At 68.3% G+C, this 21,097-nt stretch carries 15 protein-coding genes, 2 tRNA genes and 1 pseudogene; 11 read left to right on the top strand and 7 right to left on the bottom strand.

The window, feature by feature from the left end; translation table 11 throughout:
* Window positions 1-236: 236 nt before the first annotated feature.
* The 3 genes from E3U25_RS14075 to E3U25_RS14065 form a co-directional block, all read right to left on the bottom strand.
* On the bottom strand, window positions 237-1,235 hold the full coding sequence (locus E3U25_RS14075; protein WP_116222744.1) for a glycine betaine ABC transporter substrate-binding protein: 999 nt from the start codon (window positions 1,233-1,235) through the stop codon (window positions 237-239).
* A gap of 1,012 nt (window positions 1,236-2,247) precedes the next feature.
* Window positions 2,248-3,018 (bottom strand): Bax inhibitor-1/YccA family protein, encoded by a 771-nt coding sequence (locus E3U25_RS14070; RefSeq protein WP_036760057.1) that lies wholly within the window; start codon window positions 3,016-3,018, stop codon window positions 2,248-2,250.
* A gap of 122 nt (window positions 3,019-3,140) precedes the next feature.
* Window positions 3,141-4,109: an NADPH:quinone oxidoreductase family protein gene (locus E3U25_RS14065; RefSeq protein WP_116222812.1), complete on the bottom strand. Its 969-nt coding sequence runs from the start codon at window positions 4,107-4,109 to the stop codon at window positions 3,141-3,143.
* A 179-nt stretch (window positions 4,110-4,288) separates the two neighbouring features.
* Here E3U25_RS14065 and E3U25_RS14060 point away from each other — a divergent pair, with 179 nt between their 5' ends.
* The 7 genes from E3U25_RS14060 to E3U25_RS14030 all read left to right on the top strand — a co-directional run bounded on the left by E3U25_RS14060 (window position 4,289) and on the right by E3U25_RS14030 (window position 13,699).
* Window positions 4,289-4,648 (top strand): helix-turn-helix domain-containing protein, encoded by a 360-nt coding sequence (locus E3U25_RS14060; protein ID WP_024844684.1) that lies wholly within the window; start codon window positions 4,289-4,291, stop codon window positions 4,646-4,648.
* An 84-nt stretch (window positions 4,649-4,732) separates the two neighbouring features.
* Entirely contained in the window at window positions 4,733-5,548 is an 816-nt protein-coding gene (hisN, locus tag E3U25_RS14055) for a histidinol-phosphatase (RefSeq protein WP_116222811.1), read from the top strand.
* An 88-nt stretch (window positions 5,549-5,636) separates the two neighbouring features.
* A complete protein-coding gene (gene mgtE / locus E3U25_RS14050) occupies window positions 5,637-7,022 on the top strand; it encodes a magnesium transporter (protein ID WP_116222810.1) in 1,386 nt (461 codons plus the stop codon).
* The gene (locus E3U25_RS14045; RefSeq protein ID WP_166435597.1) at window positions 7,019-7,609 is read left to right on the top strand and encodes a 5-formyltetrahydrofolate cyclo-ligase; all 591 of its coding nucleotides are present in this window, start codon (window positions 7,019-7,021) and stop codon (window positions 7,607-7,609) included. Before mgtE ends, E3U25_RS14045 begins: the two co-directional genes overlap by 4 nt.
* Window positions 7,610-8,004: 395 nt before the next feature.
* Entirely contained in the window at window positions 8,005-11,625 is a 3,621-nt protein-coding gene (locus tag E3U25_RS14040) for a vitamin B12-dependent ribonucleotide reductase (protein WP_072464121.1), read from the top strand.
* Window positions 11,626-11,686: 61 nt separating this feature from the next.
* On the top strand, window positions 11,687-11,938 hold the full coding sequence (locus E3U25_RS14035) for a hypothetical protein (protein ID WP_036760042.1): 252 nt from the start codon (window positions 11,687-11,689) through the stop codon (window positions 11,936-11,938).
* 213 nt (window positions 11,939-12,151) lie between these two features.
* A complete protein-coding gene (locus E3U25_RS14030) occupies window positions 12,152-13,699 on the top strand; it encodes a DegQ family serine endoprotease (protein WP_114537195.1) in 1,548 nt (515 codons plus the stop codon).
* A 78-nt stretch (window positions 13,700-13,777) separates the two neighbouring features.
* Here the strand turns inward: E3U25_RS14030 and E3U25_RS14025 are convergent, their stop codons facing one another.
* Window positions 13,778-14,554 (bottom strand): invasion associated locus B family protein, encoded by a 777-nt coding sequence (locus E3U25_RS14025; RefSeq protein ID WP_243700309.1) that lies wholly within the window; start codon window positions 14,552-14,554, stop codon window positions 13,778-13,780.
* Window positions 14,555-15,018: 464 nt separating this feature from the next.
* On the opposite strand from E3U25_RS14025, the gene E3U25_RS14020 reads away from it, so the two are divergent.
* Window positions 15,019-16,593, top strand: a complete 1,575-nt coding sequence (locus tag E3U25_RS14020; RefSeq protein WP_036760046.1) for a helicase HerA-like domain-containing protein — start codon at window positions 15,019-15,021, stop codon at window positions 16,591-16,593.
* Here the strand turns inward: E3U25_RS14020 and E3U25_RS14015 are convergent.
* On the bottom strand, window positions 16,580-16,912 hold the full coding sequence (locus E3U25_RS14015; protein WP_116222809.1) for a DUF6477 family protein: 333 nt from the start codon (window positions 16,910-16,912) through the stop codon (window positions 16,580-16,582). The genes E3U25_RS14020 and E3U25_RS14015 overlap by 14 nt on opposite strands.
* 213 nt (window positions 16,913-17,125) lie before the next feature.
* Between E3U25_RS14015 and E3U25_RS14010 the strand changes: the two are divergent.
* Window positions 17,126-18,312: pseudogene (locus E3U25_RS14010) on the top strand (DUF6456 domain-containing protein).
* Window positions 18,313-18,397: 85 nt separating this feature from the next.
* Here the strand turns inward: E3U25_RS14010 and E3U25_RS14005 are convergent.
* Window positions 18,398-18,946 (bottom strand): peroxiredoxin, encoded by a 549-nt coding sequence (locus E3U25_RS14005; protein ID WP_116222868.1) that lies wholly within the window; start codon window positions 18,944-18,946, stop codon window positions 18,398-18,400.
* A gap of 140 nt (window positions 18,947-19,086) precedes the next feature.
* Here E3U25_RS14005 and lipA point away from each other — a divergent pair, with 140 nt between their 5' ends.
* Window positions 19,087-20,034: a lipoyl synthase gene (gene lipA, locus E3U25_RS14000; protein WP_036760049.1), complete on the top strand. Its 948-nt coding sequence runs from the start codon at window positions 19,087-19,089 to the stop codon at window positions 20,032-20,034.
* Between the two features lie 169 nt (window positions 20,035-20,203).
* Window positions 20,204-20,287, top strand: a tRNA-Leu gene (locus tag E3U25_RS13995).
* A 681-nt stretch (window positions 20,288-20,968) separates the two neighbouring features.
* On the opposite strand, the gene E3U25_RS13990 is transcribed toward E3U25_RS13995, so the two are convergent.
* Window positions 20,969-21,044, bottom strand: a tRNA-Ala gene (locus E3U25_RS13990).
* Window positions 21,045-21,097 lie beyond the last annotated feature (53 nt).

Here is a 21,097-nt window from a genome sequence, read left to right as displayed (position 1 = left end):
CCGGAACCGGAGCCGGCCCGACGGGCAGCCAGGGCCCAGACCGAAGCCGGACCGCGACCGCGGGCCCGAGAGCCGAGAACTGGAGCCTCGCCAGACCAAGGCCGGACCGCAGAACCGGCTGGGCCAAGGCCCGGACCGGAAAGCCGGACCGACGGGCAGCCCGGCCCGGACCCGAGAGCCGGAGGGCGGGCCGGGGCGGACTTTCGGCCCACCCAGCCCGGCCGCGGGGCGCGCGGTCAGAGCGCGGCCTTGATCCTTTCGGCCGCCTCGGGCGTGACCCATTCGGTCCACGTCGCCTCGTTCTCGCGCAGGAACTGCCGCGCGCCCTCCTCGCCCTGCGCCTGGTTCTCGGTCATCCAGGCCATCAGCGCGTTCACCGTCGCATTCGTCCAGCTCCGCTTGGAAAGATAGTCCATCACCTCGGGCGGGGCGCTGTCGGCGAAGCGCTTGGCGACGACGGTCTGCACCTTGTCGGCCGGCCAGTCGTTCTTCCTGGGCTCGGCGCAATCGGCGTTCGAGGTGCAGTTCTGCCATTCGTCCCTGTCGAGCGCCACGCCGTGCTCCAGCTTGACCATCTCGTAGCGGCCCAGCAGCGCGGTCGGCGCCCAGTAATAGCCGACCCAGCCCTGCTGGCGTTCATAGGCGCGCGCGATCGAGCCGTCGAGCCCGGCGGCCGAGCCGGTGTCGACCAGGTTGAAGCCCGCCGCCTGGGCGCCGAAGGCCTTGTAGAGCTGGCTGGTGATCACCGTGCCGCCCCAGCCGGCCGGGCCGTTGAAGATGGCGCCCTTCGCGGGATCCTCGGGATCGGGGAAGAGGTCGGGGCGCTTGAGCACGTCCTCGATGGTCTTCAGCTCGGGGTTGGCCTCGGCGAGGTATTTCGGGATCCACCAGCCCTGCACGGCGCCGTCGCTGAGGATGTCGCCGGTGACGACGATCCGGTCCTCGGCCAGGCCGGACCGGATGACTTCGGGCACCAGGTCGACCCAGCCCTCGGGGGCGATCTCGGGCTGGCCCTTCTCGACCATCGAGGTCAGCGTCGGCACCGTGTCGCCCTGGATCACCTCGGCGCTGCAGCCGTAGCCCTCGTTGAGGATGAAGGCATCCAGCGCCGCCGCAAGCTCGGCGCTCTGCCAGTTCATGCTGGCAATCGTCGGACTGCCGCAATCCGCCCAGGCCGCACCCGAAAAGCCCACAAGCAAAAGCGCCGCACCGCAGGAAACAAACCGTCTTCCCATTCTCTTTCTCCCTGACGCGAACATGGCCCCCAAACCCCAGCCGTCGCGCAAACCGGGGGGGCTTCTTGGGCAGGAGCCGGTTCCTGCCGGTTGTCGTCTCGGCCCGCGGTTCCGATCCGGGCCGCAGGGGCGAACCCGACAGGCGGACCGGGCATGCAGGAGCCGGAGGGCGCCGAAAGCGGCGCCGGTTCGCTGCCCGGCACGGCGACGACCGGCGGTCCGCGCGCCGCCCATGGCGCATCATCCCCGGCCCGGCGCATCCCGGATGCAACGATAGCGGCATGTCTTGCGACAATATCGTCAGCCGGCCCTGGCATCCGCGGCCGGGCAGGGCGGCCGAGCCGGGACATGCGGGCATCCGCTTCATGGCGCAGGCAGAGGGGAAAGCGTGCCGTCTGTCGCCGGCCGGGGCGGATCTGCGCGGTGGCAGGAATGGGCGCCAGTCGGCTTGCAGCGCCTTGCGCATCCGCATCCAGACGAGGCCGGGCGGCGCTGGGGAAAGGGTTCGGGTGCCCCGAGATGGCCGTGGTGCGGCGTTCGGGGCAGCGGCTGGCGAAGCACACCGTCAGGGCGTCCACCTGGCGGCCCTGCACAGCCTGGCAGCGCGGCGCGCATTCGGGCCGCGCCATGAAGGCCCTGGGGAAGCGGGCACGCACATCCGGCGCCGCCCCGCCGTCACCCAAGAACCGGCGGAACCCGGCGCGCGGCAGGCGCCGCCGCCGGGCCGGCGGCGGGATCGTCACCGCGCCGATGCCGCCGTCGACCAGCGCCCGGCCGGCGGCCTCGCGCCGTCCCGCCTTGGGGGGAGCAGGGTTTTCCATACCCTTTCATAGCCCCGGCGGCGATTCGCCTCAACCGAACTGGCCAGCAATGCATACCAAAGGATCATGGGTGGCGTTTTAGTAGACATAGATGAACAATCCGTGCCTGGCTGCCCGCCTGCGCAGCAAAAGGCCCCGCCGGGCGATTGCGCCGGCGGGGCCGAAAAGGAAGCTCCGGGATGCTTCCGGCCTTATTCCCGGTTGCCCAGGAATTGCAGCAGGAACATGAACAGGTTCAGGAAGTCCAGGTACAGCTGCAGCGCACCCATGATCGCGGCCTTGCCCAGGAAGTCGCGGTCCGAGTTGGCCAGCTGCAGATAGGTGTTCTTGATGTTCTGCGTGTCGAAGGCGGTCAGCCCGGCAAAGATCAGCACGCCGATCGCCGAGATGGCGAATTGCATCGCGCCCGATTTCAGGAAGATGTTCACGATCGAGGCGACGATCAGCCCGATCAGGCCCATCATCAGGAAAGTGCCCATCCCCGACAGGTCGCGCTTGGTCGTGTAGCCGTAAAGCGACAGGCCGGCGAAGGCGATGGCGGTGATCAGGAAGGTCTGGATGATCGAGAAGCTGGTATAGGCGGCAAAGATCCAGCTGATCGAGATGCCCATCACCGCGGCGAAGGCATAGAACAGCGTGGTCGCGCCCTGCACCGACAGCCGGTTCAGCGCGGCGCCGAAGGCAAAGACCATGACCAGCGGCGCGAACATCACCACCCATTTCAGCGGCGACAGATACAGCGTCTTGCCGAACTCGGTCAGGTAGTGGCCATTGCCGAGCGCCCATTGCGTCGGCGTGTCGGAAAGCGCCAGGCCCGCCATGCCCCAGGCGGCGCCGGCCGTCACCAGCATGCCCACGGCCATCAGGCCATAGACCTTGTTCATATAGGCGCGCAGGCCCTCATCCACGGCAGCCGAGCGCGTCGCGGTCCCGGCCGTGCGGATCGAATTGTAGTCTTGCATAGGTTCTCCCCGGTCGAAAATCGCGGTGCGGCCCGCATGGCCGACCATCCACGCAGATATTGGCAAAGCACGCCGGTTTTTCAATGCAGAACCGGCGGTTTTGGCCCTGGCTGACGAAAATTTCAGATGCTAACGATCACCTTTCCGGTCGAGCGCCGGCTGGCCAGCAGGTCATAGCCCTCGGCCAGCCGGTCGAGCGGCAGGGTGGCGCCGACATGCGGGCGCAGGCGGCCCTGTTCGTAAAGCGCGAACAGCGCGGCGATGTCCTGGCGCAGCAGTCCGGGATCGAGCTTGCGATAGCCGCCCCAGTAAAAGCCGTGGATGGCGATGTTCTTGACCAGCGCGTGGTTGAGCGGCAGGGCCGGGGGCTTGCCGCCGGCAAAGCCGATCACCAGGAAGCGGCCGCCGGGGCGCAGGGCGCCGAAGGCCGCCTCGCCGGGCGCATCGCCCACGGGATCGTAGACCACGTCGACGCCCCCCATCTCGCGCAGGGCGGCGCGCAGGTCGGGGCATGTCTCGCTGTCGATGCAATCCGCGGCCCCCGCCGCCCGCGCCACCGCCAGCTTGTCGGCCCCGCGCGCCACTGCGATCACCCGCGCGCCCAAGGCGGCGCCGATCTCGACCGCGGTCAGCCCGACCCCGCCCGCGGCCCCCAGCACGGCCAGGGTCTCGCCCGCGCGCAGGCCCGCGCGCAGCGTCAGGGCGAAATGGCTGGTGCCATAGGCGATCAGGAAACCCGCCGCCTCGTCATAGCTCATGGCGTCGGGGATCGGGTGGCAGCTTTCGGCGGGGAACAGATTGGCCTCGGCCATGGTGCCCTGGCCTTGCACGACGACGCGGGTGCCGGGCGCCAGCGCCACGCCTTCGCCCGCCGCCAGCACCTCGCCCGCGCCCTCGAGTCCGGGGATGAAGGGCAGGGGCGGCGTCTCCTGATACTGTCCCTTGGTCATCAGCAGATCGGCGAAATTCAGGGCGGCCGCGCGCAGGCCCACCAGCACCTCGCCCGGACCGGGCGCGGCCAGCGACAGCCTGCCCGCGACGGGAGAGCCGGCCATTTTGTTGATTTGCATCATTTTCCAGGTCGTATTCATGATTCCTCCCACCGCTTTCCGCCTGCCTCCGGCCCGGCTTTTTCCCATGTTTCCGGGGGGTTCGGCCAGAGGCTTTCGGTGCCCGCAACCGATTGTCTTTTTGGACAAGTGGCCATTATCGACCTCGAAAATTGCGCCGTTCTGATGTAGCGCCCGTTTAGATTGAGTGAGGTGTTACCATGAAACATAACGTGGATGTCCATGTCGGAAAGCGGATCCGCCATCGTCGATGGATGATCGGCATGACCCAGCAGCAGCTGGCCGAAAAGGTCGGGATCAAGTTCCAGCAGATCCAGAAATACGAGACCGGGATGAACCGGGTCTCGGCCTCGCGGCTTTGGGACATCGCGCGGGCGGTGGACGTGCCGATCAGCTTCTTCTTCGAAGGGCTCGAGGATGGCCAGGTCCAGAACTCGGTCGAGGGCGACATCCTGGCCGACAAGGAGGCGCTGCAGCTGGTGCGGGCCTATTACGCCATGCCCGAGGCGCAGCGGCGCCAGATCTTCGAACTGGCCCGCGTGCTGTCGGACGCGGCCTGATCCGAACCCGCCGCGTTCCGGGGCTTTCGCTTGCGGGATACTGCGGCTAAACCTGCGCCCGAAGCATATCCGCGGGGGCAGGTCATGACGAGCGCGAACAAGACCAATCCTGTCGAAGACGCCGAACGGATCGTCGCCGTGGCGCATCGCCTTGCCGATGCCGCGCGGGCCGAGACGCTGAGCCTGTTTCGCAGCCCGGCATTGCGGCCCGACAACAAGGCCGCGACCGGCTTCGACCCGGTGACGGAAGCCGACCGGGCCAGCGAACGCGCCATGCGCGCCATCCTGGCCGCCGAGCGGCCCGAGGACGCGATCCTGGGCGAGGAATACGGCGCCCAGGCCGGGCGAAGCGGCCTGACCTGGGTGCTGGACCCGATCGACGGCACCCGCGCCTTCATGGCCGGGGCGCCGAGCTGGGGCGTGCTGATCGGGCTCAGCGATGCGCGGGGCCCGATCTATGGCATCGTGGACCAGCCGCATCTGGACGAGCGGTTCGAGGGCGGGCTGGGCCACGCCCGGCTGATCTCGGGCCGCGGCACCGTGCCCTTGCGGGTGCGCCGCGGCGTCGCGCTGGCCCAGGCGACGCTGATGACCACCTATCCCGAGGTCGGCGACCCCGCGGAACATGCCGCCTTTTCCCGCGTCGCGGCGCGGGCGCGGCTGGTGCGCTACGGGCTCGACTGCTATGCCTATGCGCTGCTGGCCGCCGGCCATGTCGACCTGGTGATCGAGGCCGGGCTGCAACCCTATGACGTGGCCGCGCCCATCGCGGTGATCCAGGCCGCGGGCGGGGTCGTCACCGACTGGCAGGGCGGGCCGGCGCATGGCGGCGGCACCATCCTGGCCGCGGGTTCACAAGAATTACATGCCGAGGCGCTAGCCCTGCTCAAGGGCGATTGAGGCCCCGGCGCGGGCCCCCTATGGTGCCCCGACCGACTTTCCCGACCGCCATCCTCGTCGCAAGACCCGAACCCCGAGGAGCCAGCCGATGACCGAGCCGCGCGAAACCGACACGGATGCCCCCGAAGCCGATTTCCAGCTGAGCCGGCAGGACATCGACGCGATCAACAAGGCCGTGGACGACGGCGACGGCCCGGCGCTGGACGCCGCGCTCGAGCCGATGCACGCCGCCGACATCGCCGACCTGATCGAGCAGCTGACGCCGGCGCGCCGGCGCGAGTTCCTGCATCTCTATTCCGGCGAGATCGACGGCGAGATCCTGTCCGAGATCGACGAATCCATCCGCGACGAGGTCATCGAGCAGCTGCCGCACGAGGTGGTGGCCGAGGCCGTCCGCGAAATGGACAGCGACGACGTCGTCGACCTGATCGAGGACATGGGCGCGCCCGAGCAGCAGGCCATCCTGGCCGCGCTGGACGAATCCGACCGCGCCGCCGTCGAACGCTCGCTGACCTGGCCGGAATATTCCGCCGGCCGCCTGATGCAGTCCGAGGTGGTGACGGCCCCCGAGCATTGGAGCGTGGGCGAGACCATCGACTTCCTGCGCGCCGAGGAATGGCTGCCCGACCAGTTCTATCACGTCGTGCTGGTCGACCCGCGCCGCCACCCCACCGGCTATGTCACCCTGGGCAAGCTGCTGGCCTCGCGCCGGCATGTGCTGCTGGGCGAAATCCGCGAGGACAGCTTCCGCACCATCTCGGCCCGCCAGGACGAGGGCGACGTGGCGCATGCCTTCAACAAGTATCACCTGATCTCGGCCCCGGTGGTCGATGACGACGACCGGCTGGTCGGGGTCATCACCATCGACGACGCCATGTCGGTGCTGGACGAGGAGCATGAGGAGGACATCCTGCGCCTGGCCGGCGTCGGCGAGGACAGCGCGATTTCCGACACAGTGGTCGAGACCATGCGCCAGCGCGTGCCCTGGCTTGCGGTGAACATCCTGACCGCGCTGGTCTCGGCCTCGGTCATCGCGTTCTTCGAGGACGCCATCGCCCGGCTGGTGGCGCTGGCGGTGCTGATGCCGATCGTCGCCTCGATGGGCGGCAATGCCGCGACCCAGACCCTGACCGTCGCCGTGCGCGGCCTGGCCACCAAAAGCCTGACCCGCACCAATGCGCTGCGCATCGTGCGCCGCGAACTGGCGGTGGGCCTGGGCAACGGGCTGCTGTTCGGCCTGGCGCTGGCGGGCGTCACCTATGTCTGGTTCCGCGATCCCAAGCTCAGCCTGGTGATCGCCATGGCCATGGTGGTGAACCTGTTCGTCGCCGCGCTGGGGGGCATCCTGATCCCGCTGGGGCTGGAAAAGGCGGGGGCCGATCCGGCGCTGGCCTCGGGGACTTTCGTGACCACCGTGACCGATGTGGTGGGCTTCTTCACCTTCCTCGGCCTTGCCGCGGTGATCCTGCTGTGAGCGCGGACCCGGCACTCAAGCACGCGCTGCGCCAGGCGGCGCTGGCGGCGCGGGCCGGGGGCGGCGACGATGCCGCGCTGACGCGCCACCTGGTCGCGGCGCTGGCCCCCCATCGCGGCAAGGTGCTGGCCGGCTATTGGCCGATGCGGGGCGAGGCCGATCCGCGCCCGGCCATGGCGGCCCATGGCGGGCCGGTCTGCCTGCCGGTGGTGATCGGCCCGGCCCGGCCGCTGGAGTTCCGCGCCCATGGCGATCGGCTGGAGCCGGGCCGCTTCGGCACCCTTCATCCCCCCGCCGATTCGCCGCTGCTGCGCCCGGATGTGCTGATCGTGCCCCTGGCCGGGTTCGACCGGGCCGGGCACCGGCTGGGCTATGGCGGCGGTTTCTACGACCGCACGCTGGCCCGGCTGCGCGCCGAGGGGGCGGTGGTTGCCATCGGGCTGGCCTATGCGGCGCAAGAGATTCACGCCATCCCCGCCGAGGCGACCGACCAGCCCCTGGACCTGATCGTGACCGACCGGGGCGTCATCCTGCCGCAGCCGGAAAAATCGCAGGACGCGAGTGCGGGAACGAAGTTGCAACCCTGACGCCTTGCGGCTGGGGATAAGCCTGTGGAAACCGGGTGAGCGGCTGCAAGGAACCCTGCCAGATCGCTTGGCTTTTCGCCGCCGGCCGCGACGAGGCAGTTGTTAACAGTGCATTTGCAGCGAATCTCATGACGTCCCAAGGGTCGGGATCGGCGGCGAAGTCCAGCAAAAATTTTGATTGAAATGCGTGCTGTCTCGGTTCAATTTGTGGCCCAGGCTTTCGGCGCCACCAGATCTTGTGTCTTTTTCGACAAGTGATCCGGTCCGGCGGCGGGGGCGAAGATCAGGAAAAATGCTTCGGGGTGCCGTGCGATCCGGCCGCCTGGGCCCGTGCCTTGGCGCGGGTGGCGGCGGTCGGCATGCGGCCTTGTTGCGGATGACGGGGGACAGTCAGGATGCGGATCGAACGGCGCTTCACCACGGTCGAGAGCGGGGCTTACGGCGCGCTTTCCTTTACCACCACCAGCAGCGAGATCCGCAACCCGGACGGCACCGTCGTCTTTCGCAACGATGCGGTCGAGGTGCCCCAGGGCTGGAGCCAGGTCGCCTCGGACGTCATCGCGCAGAAATATTTCCGCAAGGCCGGCGTGCCGGCGCGGCTCAAGCGCGTCAAGGAAAAGGGCGTGCCCGAGTTCCTGTGGCGCTCGGTCCCCGACGAGGCGGCGCTGGCGGCCCTGCCCGAGGAGGCGCGCTTTGGCGGCGAGAGCAGCGCGCGGCAGGTCTTCGACCGCATGGCCGGCGCCTGGACCTATTGGGGCTGGAAGGGCGGGTATTTTTCCAACGAAGAAGACGCCCGCGCCTATTACGACGAGATGCGCTACATGCTGGCCAGCCAGATGGGGGCGCCGAACAGCCCGCAATGGTTCAACACCGGCCTGCACTGGGCCTATGGCATCGACGGCCCCGGCCAGGGCCATTTCTATGTCGACTACAAGACCGGCAAGCTGGTCCGGTCGGACAGCGCCTATGAACATCCCCAGCCGCATGCCTGCTTCATCCAGTCCGTCGCCGACGACCTGGTGAACGAGGGCGGCATCATGGACCTGTGGGTCCGCGAGGCGCGGCTTTTCAAATACGGCTCGGGCACGGGCACCAATTTTTCGTCCCTTCGTGGGGAGGGCGAGAAACTGTCGGGCGGCGGGAAGTCTTCGGGGCTCATGGGCTTCCTGAAGATCGGAGACCGCGCAGCCGGCGCGATCAAGTCGGGCGGAACGACCCGGCGCGCGGCAAAGATGGTGATCTGCGACATGGATCACCCCGACATCGAGCAGTTCATCAACTGGAAGGTCATCGAAGAACAGAAGGTCGCCTCGCTGGTGGCGGGTTCGAAGATGCATGAGCGCGAGCTGAATGCCATCTTCGCCGCCATCCGCGCATGGGACGGCAGCGCCGAAGATGCCACCGATCCCGCCCGGAACGCCGCGCTGAAGGCGGCGATCCGCGGGGCGAAGCGCGTGATGATCCCGGAGACCTATATCAACCGGGTTCTTCAATATGCCCGCCAGGGCTTTGATTCCATTGAGTTCCCGACCTATGATACCGATTGGGACTCGGAAGCCTATGTCTCGGTCTCGGGGCAGAACTCGAACAACTCGGTGCGGGTGACGGATGCCTTCCTGCGCGCCGTGCGCGACGACCTGCCCTGGGAGCTGGTGCGGCGCACCGACGGGCGGGTGACGAAGACCGTCTCGGCGCGCGAGCTGTGGCAGCAGATCGGCCATGCCGCCTGGGCCTGCGCCGATCCGGGCATCCAGTTCCACGACACGATCAATGCCTGGCACACCTGCCCCGAGGACGGGCCGATCCGCGCCTCGAACCCGTGCAGCGAATACATGTTCCTGGACGATACCGCCTGCAACCTCGCGTCGATGAACCTGCTGAGCTTCTGGCAGGACGGCGAGTTCGACGCCGACGGCTATGTCCATGCCTGCCGGCTGTGGACGGTGACGCTGGAAATCTCGGTGATGATGGCGCAGTTCCCCAGCCGCGAGATCGCGCAGCGCAGCTATGACTTCCGCACGCTGGGGCTGGGCTATGCCAATATCGGCGGGCTTCTGATGAACATGGGGCTGGGCTATGACAGCGAGCAGGGCCGGGCGCTGTGCGGCGCGCTGAGCGCGATCATGACCGGCGTCTCCTATGCCACCTCGGCCGAGATGGCGGCGGAGCTGGGGCCGTTCCCCGGCTATGGCAAGAACGCCGGGCACATGCTGCGGGTGATCCGCAACCATCGCGCGGCGGCTTACGGGACCGGCGCCTATCAGGGCGTAAACGTGGCCCCGGTGGAGCTGGACGCCGCGAATTGCCCCGACCCGCGGCTGGTGGCCCTGGCGCAGGGCGCCTGGGACGAGGCGCTGACCCTGGGCGAGGAGCACGGCTATCGCAACGCCCAGGCGACGGTGATCGCGCCCACGGGCACCATCGGGCTGGTGATGGATTGCGACACCACCGGCATCGAGCCGGATTTCGCGCTGGTGAAGTTCAAGAAGCTGGCCGGCGGCGGCTATTTCAAGATCATCAACCGCTCGGTTCCCGCGGCGCTGGAGGCGCTGGGTTACGGCTCGGCCCAGATCGAGGAGATCATCGCCTATGCCGTGGGCCATGCGAGCCTGGGCAATTGCCCTGGCATCAACCATGCCAGCCTGGTCGGCCACGGCTTCGGCCCGCGCGAGCTGGAAAAGATCGACGCGGCGCTGGCATCGGCCTTCGACATCCGCTTCGTCTTCAACCAGTGGACGCTGGGCGAGGCCTTCTGCCGCGAGACGCTGGGCATCCCGGCCGACAGGCTGAACGACCCAAGCTTCGACCTGCTGCGGCACCTGGGCTTCACGCGGGCGCAGATCGAGGCCGCCAACGACCATGTCTGCGGGACCATGACGCTGGAGGGCGCGCCGCATCTGAAGCCGGAACATTACCCGGTCTTCGACTGCGCCAATGCCTGCGGCAAGAAGGGCACCCGCTACCTGTCGGTGGACAGCCATATCCGCATGATGGCGGCGGCGCAGAGCTTCATCTCGGGCGCGATCTCCAAGACCATCAACATGCCCAACAGCGCAAGCATCGCCGATGCGCTCGCAGCCTATGAGCTGAGCTGGTCGCTGGGCATCAAGGCGAATGCGCTTTATCGCGACGGCTCGAAACTGTCGCAGCCGCTGGCCTCGGCGCTGGTCGAGGACGACGAGGAGGCCGAGGAGATCCTGGCCAGCGGCAGCTTGCAGGAAAAGGCCGTGGTCATCGCCGAGAAGGTGGTCGAGAAGATCATCGTCAAGGAAGCCGTGCGCAGCCATCGCGAAAAGCTGCCGCAGCGCCGCAAGGGCTATACCCAGAAGGCGATCATCGGCGGGCACAAGGTCTATCTGCGCACCGGCGAATATGACGACGGCAAGCTGGGCGAGATCTTCATCGACATGCACAAGGAAGGCGCGGGCTTCCGGGCGATGATGAACAATTTCGCCATCGCCGTGTCCGTGGGCCTGCAATACGGCGTGCCGCTGGAGGAATTCGTCGATGCCTTCACCTTCACCCGCTTCGAGCCGGCGGGTATGGTGCAGGGCAATGACAGCATCAAGAACGCGACCTCGATCCTCGACTATGTGTTCCGCGAACTGGCCGTGTCCTATCTGGACCGCACCGACCTGGCGCATGTGAAGCCGCAGGGCGCGCGCTTCGACGACCTTGGCGGCGGCGAGGCCGAGAGCCAGCCCAATGTCGCCCCGGTCAGTGAAGGCGCCTCGCGCTCGCTCGAGATGCTCAAGCAGATCAGCTCGACCGGCTATCTGCGCAAGCGCCTGCCGCAGGATCTGGTGGCGCTGCAATCCGGGGTCTCGGTCGCCGCGGTGGCGACGGCCGAGGGGGCCGCGGCCGCGGTGGGCGTCGTCGCCATGGATGCGCGCACCAAGGCGCGGATGCAGGGCTACGAGGGCGATCCCTGCGGCGAATGCGGCAATTACACGCTGGTGCGCAACGGCACCTGCATGAAGTGCAACACCTGCGGCGCGACCAGCGGTTGCAGCTGAGGCGATCGGGGTCCGGGCGCGGAAACGGCGGCCGGACCCTGGCCAGGACGAAAGGCAGGACATGGAACTGATCGTCGGCACCAGGCGCATCGCCGCCGCCGCCATCCATCCGATCCCCGGCGGGGTCGAGGCCGAGTTGCGGGGCGACGCGGTCCTGCCCTTGCTGGACGCGACCTTTCACGGCGCCGGCCGGGTCGAGATCCTGGGCGGCGGCATGGACCGCCGGCCGATGGACGTGGCCGGCATCGAGATGCGCGGCGCCTCGACCCTGGTCACGCTGCTTTGCGCGGGCGAGGCGGCGGCGCTGCACTGAAGGATCATCGCTGCGATGAAACCTGTTCCGCGTCCTTTGGCCGCGGAACTTTTTTATGCTCAGGCGCTTGCGCCCGGCATTGCCTGCAAGTCACGATCAGTTCATCCTTTGCGAGCGTGGTTCATTTGCAACGGGCTCGAAAATCCCTTTGAACATGAGCATATTGCCAGGAGACCGGGTAGCGCCGCCCCGGCATGGAAGGAGACAATCCAGATGAACAGACCCTCTTCCCGCCATTTCCTGACCGCTTCGGGGCTTGCGCTGCTGATGGCCCTGACGCCGGCCGTCGCGCAAGAGCCGGCGACGCCCGGCGCCGATGCCGCGCAGGAGGCCGCGAACAGCAACCAGCCGCTGACCGCACCCGACAGCCAGGCCCGCCAGCAGCAGGTCATGCCCGAAAGCTTTGCCGACCTGGTCGAGAAGGTCAGCCCGGCCGTCGTCAACATCACCACCACCTCGACCGTCTCGACGCCGCTGGTGCGCGGGCCGCAACTGCCCGAGGGCAGCCCGTTCAGCGACCTGTTCCGCGAATTCGGCTTTCCGGGCTTCCCGCCGGGCGAGGGCAATCCCTTCCAGCGCGGGCCGCAGCAGCGCGAGCAGCGCTCGAACGCGCTGGGGTCGGGCTTCGTGATCTCGCCCGACGGGCTGATCGTGACCAACAACCATGTCATCGACGGCGCCGACGCGATCGAGGTCGAGTTCTTTTCCGGCAAGCGGCTGCCCGCCAAGGTGATCGGCAAGGACGACAAGACCGACATCGCCGTGCTGAAGGTGGAAAGCAGCGACGCCTTGCCCTTCGTCAAGTTCGGCGACAGCGACCGGGCGCGGGTGGGCGACTGGGTTCTGGCGCTCGGCAACCCGCTGGGGCAGGGCTTCTCGGCCTCGACCGGGATCGTCTCGGCCCGCAACCGGGCGCTTTCGGGCACCTATGACGATTTCATCCAGACCGATGCGGCGATCAACCGCGGCAACTCGGGCGGGCCGCTGTTCAACATGGACGGCGAGGTGATCGGGGTGAACACCGCGATCCTGTCGCCCAACGGCGGCTCGATCGGCATCGGCTTCTCGATGGCCTCGAACGTGGTCAGCAAGGTGGTCGAGCAGCTCGAGGAGTATGGCGAGACCCGGCGCGGCTGGCTGGGCGTCAAGATCCAGCCTGTGACCGACGACATCGCCGAATCGCTGGGCCTGGCCGAGGCCAAGGGTGCCATGGTCACGGATGTTCCCGCCGGCCCCGCCGCCGATGCCGGGATGAAGGCGGGCGATGTGATCACCCGCTTTGCCGGCGGCGCGGTCGAGGATCCGCGCGACCTGGTGCGCCGGGTGGCCGATGCGCCGGTGGGCGAGGCGGTCGAGGTCGTGGTCCAGCGCGACGGCGAGCCGGTCGAGCTGAAGGTGACGCTGGGCCGGCGCGAGTTGGCCGAGGGCACCGGCGGCGGCAAGGTGGACAGCGCCGAGGAATCGGCCAGCGACCTGATGGGCATGACGCTGGCGCCGCTGACGCCCGAGATCGCCGCCGAACTGGGGGTGTCGCGCGACATGCAGGGGCTGGTGGTGCAATCGGTCGAACCGACCGGGGCCGCCGCCGACAAGGGGCTGGCCGCGGGCGATGTCATCACCGAGGCCGGCCAGCAGCCGGTCGCCACGCTGGCCGACCTGGAGGCGCGCATCAAGGAGGCGCGCGATGCCGGGCGCAAGTCGATCCTGGTCATGGTGCGCCGCGCCGGCGAGCCGCGCTTCGTCGCCCTGCCGGTGGGATGAGCGCATGAAAAAGGGCCGGGGATGACCCGGCCCGTCCTTTGGTCGGGGCGCCCTGCGGCGCCCCGTTTTCGTTGCGGCTTACTGCTGCTGCGGCGCCGCGGCCGGGGCGGCTGCGGGCGCCGGGGCCGGGGCCGGCGCGGCGGCGAGGCCCTTGTTCGCCTCGGCCAGCGCGTTCATGCCGGCGGTGAAGCCGGTCAGCGACAGCGGCAGCTTGACCATTTGCTCCTGCGGCGCGCCGAAGGGTAAAAGCGACAGGGTTGCGGCCTTGCCGCGCTTCAGCGGGCCCAGGTCGGATTCGGCCAGGCCCACGCGCGACACGCAGCCGACCTGCGCGCAGAGCAGGAAGGGATAGCGCGATTCCTTGCCGGCATCGACTTGCAGCCCCACCCCGGCCTGGAGGTCGGTCTCCAGGGGCGCGATGAAGGTGATGACGGCCTGGACCTCGCCGGTCATCGGGATGACCGAAGCCTCGGCCACCGGCGAATCCTTGTCGTCCCTGAGCAGCTGGTAAAGCTCGCAGGGATCCTTGCCGTCCTGCGTCTTCATGCAGCGCAGCGTCCAGTCGCCATGGGTCGCCCTGGCATAGGGCTGGCCGACCTGCGGCTCGCCGTTGCCGGCGGCCTCGGCGGCAGGCGCTTCGGCGGCGGGGGCTTCAGCGGCGGGTGCCTCGGCTGCGGGGGTTTCGGCGGCGGGCGCTTCGGTGGCGGCCTCGGCTGCGGGGGCTTCGGCCGCAGGGGCCTCGGCTGCCGGCTGGGCCGGGGTCTGGGTGCTTGCGTCCTGCGCCATCACGCCGGCGGCGCTGCCTGCCAGCGCAACAAGGGCGGCAACCAGTGCCGCGGATGTCCTGTTGACCATGTTCTCTTCCTTTGGTCCATGCATCGGCCCCGGTCCTAACATGGGCATCGCGCCTTGTCAGGGCGGATCGCATCGCGCGGCGTCACCTTTGCGTTGGCATGGATGCGGGACGCCGCAAACACAAGGATCCGGGGCGCGCAAGACCGCTGCCCCGGATCCCATGGCTTACCTTCCCTGCCGGACTGGCCGGTCATCATTGCGCGGAAGGCTAGATGCAGCGGGACAGGCCGTCAACTGTCCTAAAGGTCAAATATGACATCGCCGCGACGCATGCGCCATCTGACCGCATCGCAGGCAGCCTGGGCGAAAAAATGCCGCGCCCGAAGGCGCGGCAGTCCAACAGGGAGGAAGCCGGCCATCCGCCGATGCGGGGTCCGGCAAGGAACAGACTGGCACAAAATCCTTGCGATTGTATTGTCCTTTCGTCCTAGCCTTGCGCTTTTTTGCCGATCCGTGGAGGAAACATGACAGGCATCGTCGATCTGGACGCCGGAACCGTCTTCGTGGGCGGCGGCGGCCCCGGCCACGCCCAGCCGCAAAACCTGCTGCTGAAATATGCCAATCGCCACGGGCTGATCGCCGGCGCGACCGGAACCGGCAAGACGGTGACGCTGCAAACCCTGGCCGAATCGTTTTCCCGCGCCGGCGTGCCGGTGTTCATGGCGGATGTGAAGGGCGACCTGGCCGGCATCGCCCGGCCCGGCGATCCGAACGGCAAGCTGCATGGCCCCTTCCAGGCCCGCAGCGAAACCATCGGCATGGCGCTGGACTACCAGGATTTCCCCGTCACCTTCTGGGACATCTGGGGCGAACGCGGCCACCCGGTCCGCACCACCCCGGCCGAGATGGGCCCCCTGCTTCTGTCGCGGCTGCTGGGGCTGACCGATGCGCAGGAGGGGGTGATGAACATCGCCTTCCGCGTCGCCGACGAGCAGGGGTTGGCGCTGCTGGACATGAAGGACTTGCAGGCCATGCTGGTCTGGGTCGGCCAGAACGCCAAGGACCTGTCGCTGAAATACGGCAATGTCTCGACCGCCTCGGTCGGTGCGATCCAGCGCGCGCTGATGGTGCTGGAGAACGAGGGCGGCGCCCGGCTGTTCGGCGAGCCGGCGCTGGAACTGGCCGACATGATGCGGCTGGATGCCTCGGGCAAGGGCATGGTCAACATCCTGTCGGCCGAGCGGCTGATGAATGCGCCGCGGCTTTATGCCACCTTCCTGCTGTGGCTGATGTCCGAGCTTTTCGAGCAATTGCCCGAGGTGGGCGACCCGGACAAGCCGCGCATCGCCTTCTTCTTCGACGAGGCGCATCTGCTGTTCGACGACGCGCCGCCGGCGCTGGTGGACAAGATCGAGCAGGTGGCGCGTCTGATCCGCTCCAAGGGCGTCAGCCTGTGGTTCATCAGCCAGAACCCGGCCGACCTGCCGGATGCGGTGCTGGGGCAATTGGGCAACCGGGTCCAGCACGCGCTGCGCGCCTTTACCGCCAAGGACCAGAAGGCGCTGCGGCTGGCGGCGCAGAACTATCGCCCGAACCCCGATTTCGACACCGCCGAGGCGATCCAGGCCGTCGGCACCGGCGAGGCGGTTACGTCCCTGCTGGAGGCCAAGGGCGTGCCGGGCATCGTGCAGCGCACCCTGATTCGCCCGCCGCTGTCCCAGCTCGGCCCGATTTCGGATGCCGAGCGGGCGGCGATCAACGCGGCCTCGCCCATGGCGCTGAAATACGGCCGGGCGCTGGACCGCGAATCGGCGGCCGAGATCCTGGCCAAGCGCGCCGAGGCGGCGGCCGCGGACAGCGCCGGGGCAGGGGCCAAGGGCGCGGACGACGACCTGTGGCAGATGGACCGCGAATATACCCGCGCGCGCCGCTATGACCCCGGCCTGCGGGTTCCGGCCGAGCCCAAGCCGCGCGCGCGCAGCTCGAACAGCGATTCGATCGCCGTGACCTTCGGCAAGAGCCTGGCCCGGCAACTGGGCACCAGGACCGGGCAGGCACTGGTGCGCGGCGTGCTGGGTTCCTTGTTCAGGGGCAAGTGACCCGGTTCGGCACCGCGCGGGGCGCGGCCTCGGCCGTCTCGGCCAGGATCGCGATCAGCAGCATGACGTGGCGGTGCATGTCGTAGCCGGCCTGGCCGCTGCGGCGGATCAGGTCAAGCCGCTCTTCTTCGGCCAGAAGCCGCGGCAGGGCGATGCCCGCGGGCGGCGGCGCGTCGCATTTCAGCACCCGGCGCAGGTCGCGCCGGCGGCTCCAGCCTGCCAGCCCGGCCCTGGCGGCGCGCACCAGCAGGCGCGGGCGGCGCAGAGGCGACTGGCCCAGGCGCGGCTGAAAGGCGATCACATTGCTCATCATCGTCATGGCGGTTTCCTCTGCCGGTCGAATCCGGTGGAATTATTTGCAACCTTGGGATGTGTTGCGCCGCCCGCCCGTGCTGCGCGCGCCGCAGCAAGGAATCGTTAGGAATTCTTAGCAAATACTGCCGCACCCCGCCGTGGTCCCGCTGTGCCGGACCGGGGCGGAGATACAACCCATCGGCGAGCCTCTGCCCGCTCGTCTGCAGGAAGCGAAGGAATGACCATGACGATTTTGACGGGAGATTTCGCGCCGGACGCCCTGATTGCCGCCCTGCCGGCCGGCGTCGAGCCCACGGACGGCAATCCGCCCGAAACCGCGCTTGTCCCGCAGGCCGAGGACGGCGATCTCAAGCTTTACCTGCGCCATGTCGAGGGCGGGGAAACGATCCGCTCGCTGGCCCGCGAGACGGGCTGCCATGCCTCGACCATCCTGCGTCGCATCCGCCGGTTCGAGGCGCGGCGCGACGACCCGCTGGTCGATCGCGCGGTCGAGCGGGCGGCAGAAAAGGGCAGGGGCAGCGGGGCAAGCCCGGCCGATCCGGGGCAGGCGGGCAGCAGGCAGATCACCCGCATCCTGCGCCGCCTGGCCGAGCCGGGGGCGCAGATGGTGGTGGCCGACGGCATGGAAAAGGCCATCGTCGTGCGCGACGACATCCGCACCGCCATCCTGGACCGCGAATTGGCCGAGCATATGGCGATGCGGGCCTGGGTGCATCTGCTGGGGCAGGGCAGGATCAACCGCTATGCCATCTCGGCCCAAGGCGCGAGGCGCTGCGGGCGATGCTGGCCGCCCGGCGCGGCGGCGCCCTGCCGCGGGTCGAGGATTTCGTCCTTGCCGCCCCGGTCATGCCTCCGGTGCAGGGCTGCGCCGAGGATGCTGGCGCCTTCAGCCATGCCGACCGGCACCGGCAATGGGACGAGCGCGAGATCACCGACCCCGAGGACGGCCGCCGCCGCCGCGCCCGCGTCAATATCGCCGAAAGCCCGCTGCTGATGCTGGCGCGGCGGCGCGAGCCGGACGGGCGGCCCTTCCTGGCCGCCGAACTGGTTGCGGCCGGCGAACGGCTGCGCGAGGATTTCGAGCTGGCGCAGATGGGGCCGCGCGTCACGCAGAACTGGGACCGCTTCCTGACGGCCGGCGTCGATGTCTCGCGCGTCTTGGCCGGCCATGGCGGCGGCTCGGAAGGGGCGCGCAACCGCGTCGCCGCCGCGCTGCGCGAGCTTGGCCCCGGCATGGGCGACCTGTGCCTGCGGGTCTGCTGCTTCCTGGAAGGCATCGAGATGACCGAGCGGCGGCTGGGCTGGTCGGCGCGCTCGGGCAAGATCGTGCTGCGCCTGGGCCTGATGCGGCTGGAACGCCACTATCGCGAAACCTACGGCTCGGGCGCGCCGCTGATCGGGTGACGCCGGGGCAGGCCAAGGGGGAACGGCCATGAAAAAGGGCGCCCGGCGGCGCCCTTTTCGCATCGTCCCTGGCCCTGGCCCTGGATCAGGCCGCGGCCTTGGCCGGATTGGCGCGCAGCCAGTCCAGCACCGCCTCGGGCGCGGTGGCGCCATAGGGATCCTCGGGGCAGTCGTCCATCCGGCCGGGCTCTTCGAACCAGGCCTGGACGCGGCCGTCCTCGACGATGGCGGCATAGCGCCAGCTGCGGGCGCCGAAGCCCAGGTTGTCCTTGCGCACCAGCATGCCGACCTTTTCGGTGAAGGCGCCCGAGCCGTCCGGGATCACCTTGACGTTCTTCAGGTTCTGCACCTTGGCCCATTGGTTCATCACGAAGCTGTCGTTGACCGACATGCAATAGATCGCGTCGATGCCCAGATCGGCCATCTCGTCCGCCGCCTTCTCGAAGCCCGGCAGCTGATAGGTCGAGCAGGTGGGCGTGAAGGCGCCGGGCAGCGAGAACAGCACCACGCGCTTGCCCTTGAAGTAATCCGCGGTGGTCATCGCCTGCCAGCGATAGGGATTGTCCCCGCCCACGGATTCGTCGCGCACGCGGGTCTGGAAGGTCACTTCGGGAAGCAGATCGCCTTGTTTCATCATTCGTCCTTTCATCATCCGCTCCTCCCTTGGCCGATGCCGCGCCGCAGCATCGAGGGGCATAGATGCACCCTGCATTGGCGTTGATCAAGACCCGAAAAACCCGTAAGTTCGGCTGACTCCCAGCAAAGGATGCCGATATGGCGGACATGCCCCCGGTTCTGCGCCACCCCGAGAAAGCCCATCGCCCCGACCAGCCCCAGCCCAAGAAGCCGGACTGGATCCGGGTGAAGGCGCCGACCAGCCAGGGCTACAAGGACACCCGCGACATCCTGCGCAACAACCGCCTGTCCACGGTCTGCGAAGAGGCCGGTTGCCCGAACGTCGGCGAATGCTGGAGCCAGGGCCACGCCACCATGATGATCATGGGCGAGATCTGCACCCGCGGCTGTTCCTTCTGCAACGTGATGACCGGCAAGCCGAATGCGCTCGACGTGTTCGAGCCGGGCCGCGTCGCCCATGCCGTGCAGAAGCTGGGGCTGAAGCATGTGGTCATCACCTCGGTCGACCGCGACGACCTGGACGACGGCGGGGCCGAGCATTTCGCCCAGACCATCCGCGCCATCCGCCACCGCTCGCCCGGCTCGACCATCGAGGTGCTGACGCCCGACTTCCTGAAGTCCAAGCCCGGCGCGCTGGAGGCGGTGGTCGAGGCCCGGCCCGACGTGTTCAACCACAACCTGGAAACCGTGCCCGGCCTTTATCCGACGGTCCGGCCCGGCGCGCGCTATTTCCACAGCCTGCGGTTGTTGCAGCGGGTCAAGGAACTGGACCCCAGCATGTTCACCAAGTCCGGCATCATGGTCGGCCTGGGCGAGGATCGCCAGGGCGTCCTGCAGGTCATGGACGACATGCGCGCCGCGGACGTGGATTTCATCACCATCGGGCAATATCTGCAACCGACGCCCAAGCATCACCGGGTGGACCGCTTCGTCACCCCCGAGGAGTTCAAGGGCTACGAGAAAGCCGCCTATGGCAAGGGCTTCCTGATGGTCTCGGCCACGCCGCTGACGCGTTCCTCCTATCATGCCGGCGACGACTTCGCGCAGCTGCGCGAGGCGCGGCTGGCAAAGCTTGGCCAGGCCTAAGTCGGGGCTTGCAAAACGCTGCGTTGCGCCTTAGGCGGAGCGCAGAGACGGCCGGACGCCGGGCGGCGGATGTCCATGTTCCGAATGCCCGCCGGGGGGGGGAAGCATCGCCCCTTGCGCAAGGCAATGCCGTTTCGCCGGGCCAGGCCGGCCTGGACAAGGGCGCCACGGGGGTGTGGCGGAATGGTAGACGCGCCTGACTCAAAATCAGGTTTCGCAAGAAGTGTCGGTTCGAGTCCGACCACCCCTACCAGCGCCCTTTTCGGCCTTCGCTTCCGTCCCGTATCGGTCGGACTGTGCCGCATCCTCACCACCCCATGCCCCTGCGGCATATCCTTTGGTCGCATTAAGGCTTCGCCTGACGGAGCTGCTGGCCGGCCTGTATCCTGCCCCCGTGACCGGCTTTCGGCCCCGACGGACCTCGCACGTTCGGCCATCCATGCGCAGATTTCCGCAGACAGGTTCCCGGCTCCCCGTGAAGCTGGGTTCGCGCGCCGTCGCATGGCCGGAGACTTGGCCGCCGGCCGCCGCCACGCGCAAAGTGAGGCCAAGGCGGTCAAGGCGCTGAGGATACGGCTTGCGCTGCTGCTGGCAGGATAGTCCTTTGGCTGCGGCGGGACGATCTGACGCTGGATGCGCGGGAAGCGGGCTCCGGGTTGCTCGTGGATGCGAGCGAGATGCTGTCCGGGGCCAGCGATGACCACCCTCGCGGCCTCAACTGCTACCTGCCGCCTTGGCCGCCGAAGCGGGCGGGATGGTCCCGAATGCGCCTCTGATCTGGCGCATCAATCCGGGGCGAGTTCGAGGCTCTCTGGCCGCCAAGCGTCCGGCGAAACCCAGCGGGATCTTTTTTCGGGTATGGGGACGAGCATGGAGTAACGCACAACGGAACTCGCCTAAGCGGCTGATAGTCAACCAGAATGTGCGAGTGAATTGGTGGAGCCAAGGGGAGTCGAACCCCTGACCTCTTGAATGCCATTCAAGCGCTCTACCAACTGAGCTATGGCCCCACCGGAGGTCTCGGGCGGCGTCTCCGTCGCCCGTGTGAGGCGTCGTATAGGAG

It is taken from the genome of Paracoccus versutus, assembly GCF_029909795.1.
GTDB classification, from domain to species: domain Bacteria; phylum Pseudomonadota; class Alphaproteobacteria; order Rhodobacterales; family Rhodobacteraceae; genus Paracoccus; species Paracoccus versutus.
Note: the sequence above shows the minus strand (reverse complement) of the source record. Positions and strands in the feature narration are given on the sequence as shown.

Coding starts and splice junctions, on each gene's coding strand:
- E3U25_RS14075 (WP_116222744.1), bottom strand. CDS start 1,235: ATGGGAAGACGGTTTGTTTCCTGCGGTGCGGCGCTTTTGCTTGTGGGC.
- E3U25_RS14070 (WP_036760057.1), bottom strand. CDS start 3,018: ATGCAAGACTACAATTCGATCCGCACGGCCGGGACCGCGACGCGCTCG.
- E3U25_RS14065 (WP_116222812.1), bottom strand. CDS start 4,109: ATGAATACGACCTGGAAAATGATGCAAATCAACAAAATGGCCGGCTCT.
- E3U25_RS14060 (WP_024844684.1), top strand. CDS start 4,289: ATGAAACATAACGTGGATGTCCATGTCGGAAAGCGGATCCGCCATCGT.
- hisN (WP_116222811.1), top strand. CDS start 4,733: ATGACGAGCGCGAACAAGACCAATCCTGTCGAAGACGCCGAACGGATC.
- mgtE (WP_116222810.1), top strand. CDS start 5,637: ATGACCGAGCCGCGCGAAACCGACACGGATGCCCCCGAAGCCGATTTC.
- E3U25_RS14040 (WP_072464121.1), top strand. CDS start 8,005: ATGCGGATCGAACGGCGCTTCACCACGGTCGAGAGCGGGGCTTACGGC.
- E3U25_RS14035 (WP_036760042.1), top strand. CDS start 11,687: ATGGAACTGATCGTCGGCACCAGGCGCATCGCCGCCGCCGCCATCCAT.
- E3U25_RS14030 (WP_114537195.1), top strand. CDS start 12,152: ATGAACAGACCCTCTTCCCGCCATTTCCTGACCGCTTCGGGGCTTGCG.
- E3U25_RS14025 (WP_243700309.1), bottom strand. CDS start 14,554: ATGGTCAACAGGACATCCGCGGCACTGGTTGCCGCCCTTGTTGCGCTG.
- E3U25_RS14020 (WP_036760046.1), top strand. CDS start 15,019: ATGACAGGCATCGTCGATCTGGACGCCGGAACCGTCTTCGTGGGCGGC.
- E3U25_RS14015 (WP_116222809.1), bottom strand. CDS start 16,912: ATGACGATGATGAGCAATGTGATCGCCTTTCAGCCGCGCCTGGGCCAG.
- E3U25_RS14005 (WP_116222868.1), bottom strand. CDS start 18,946: ATGAAACAAGGCGATCTGCTTCCCGAAGTGACCTTCCAGACCCGCGTG.
- lipA (WP_036760049.1), top strand. CDS start 19,087: ATGGCGGACATGCCCCCGGTTCTGCGCCACCCCGAGAAAGCCCATCGC.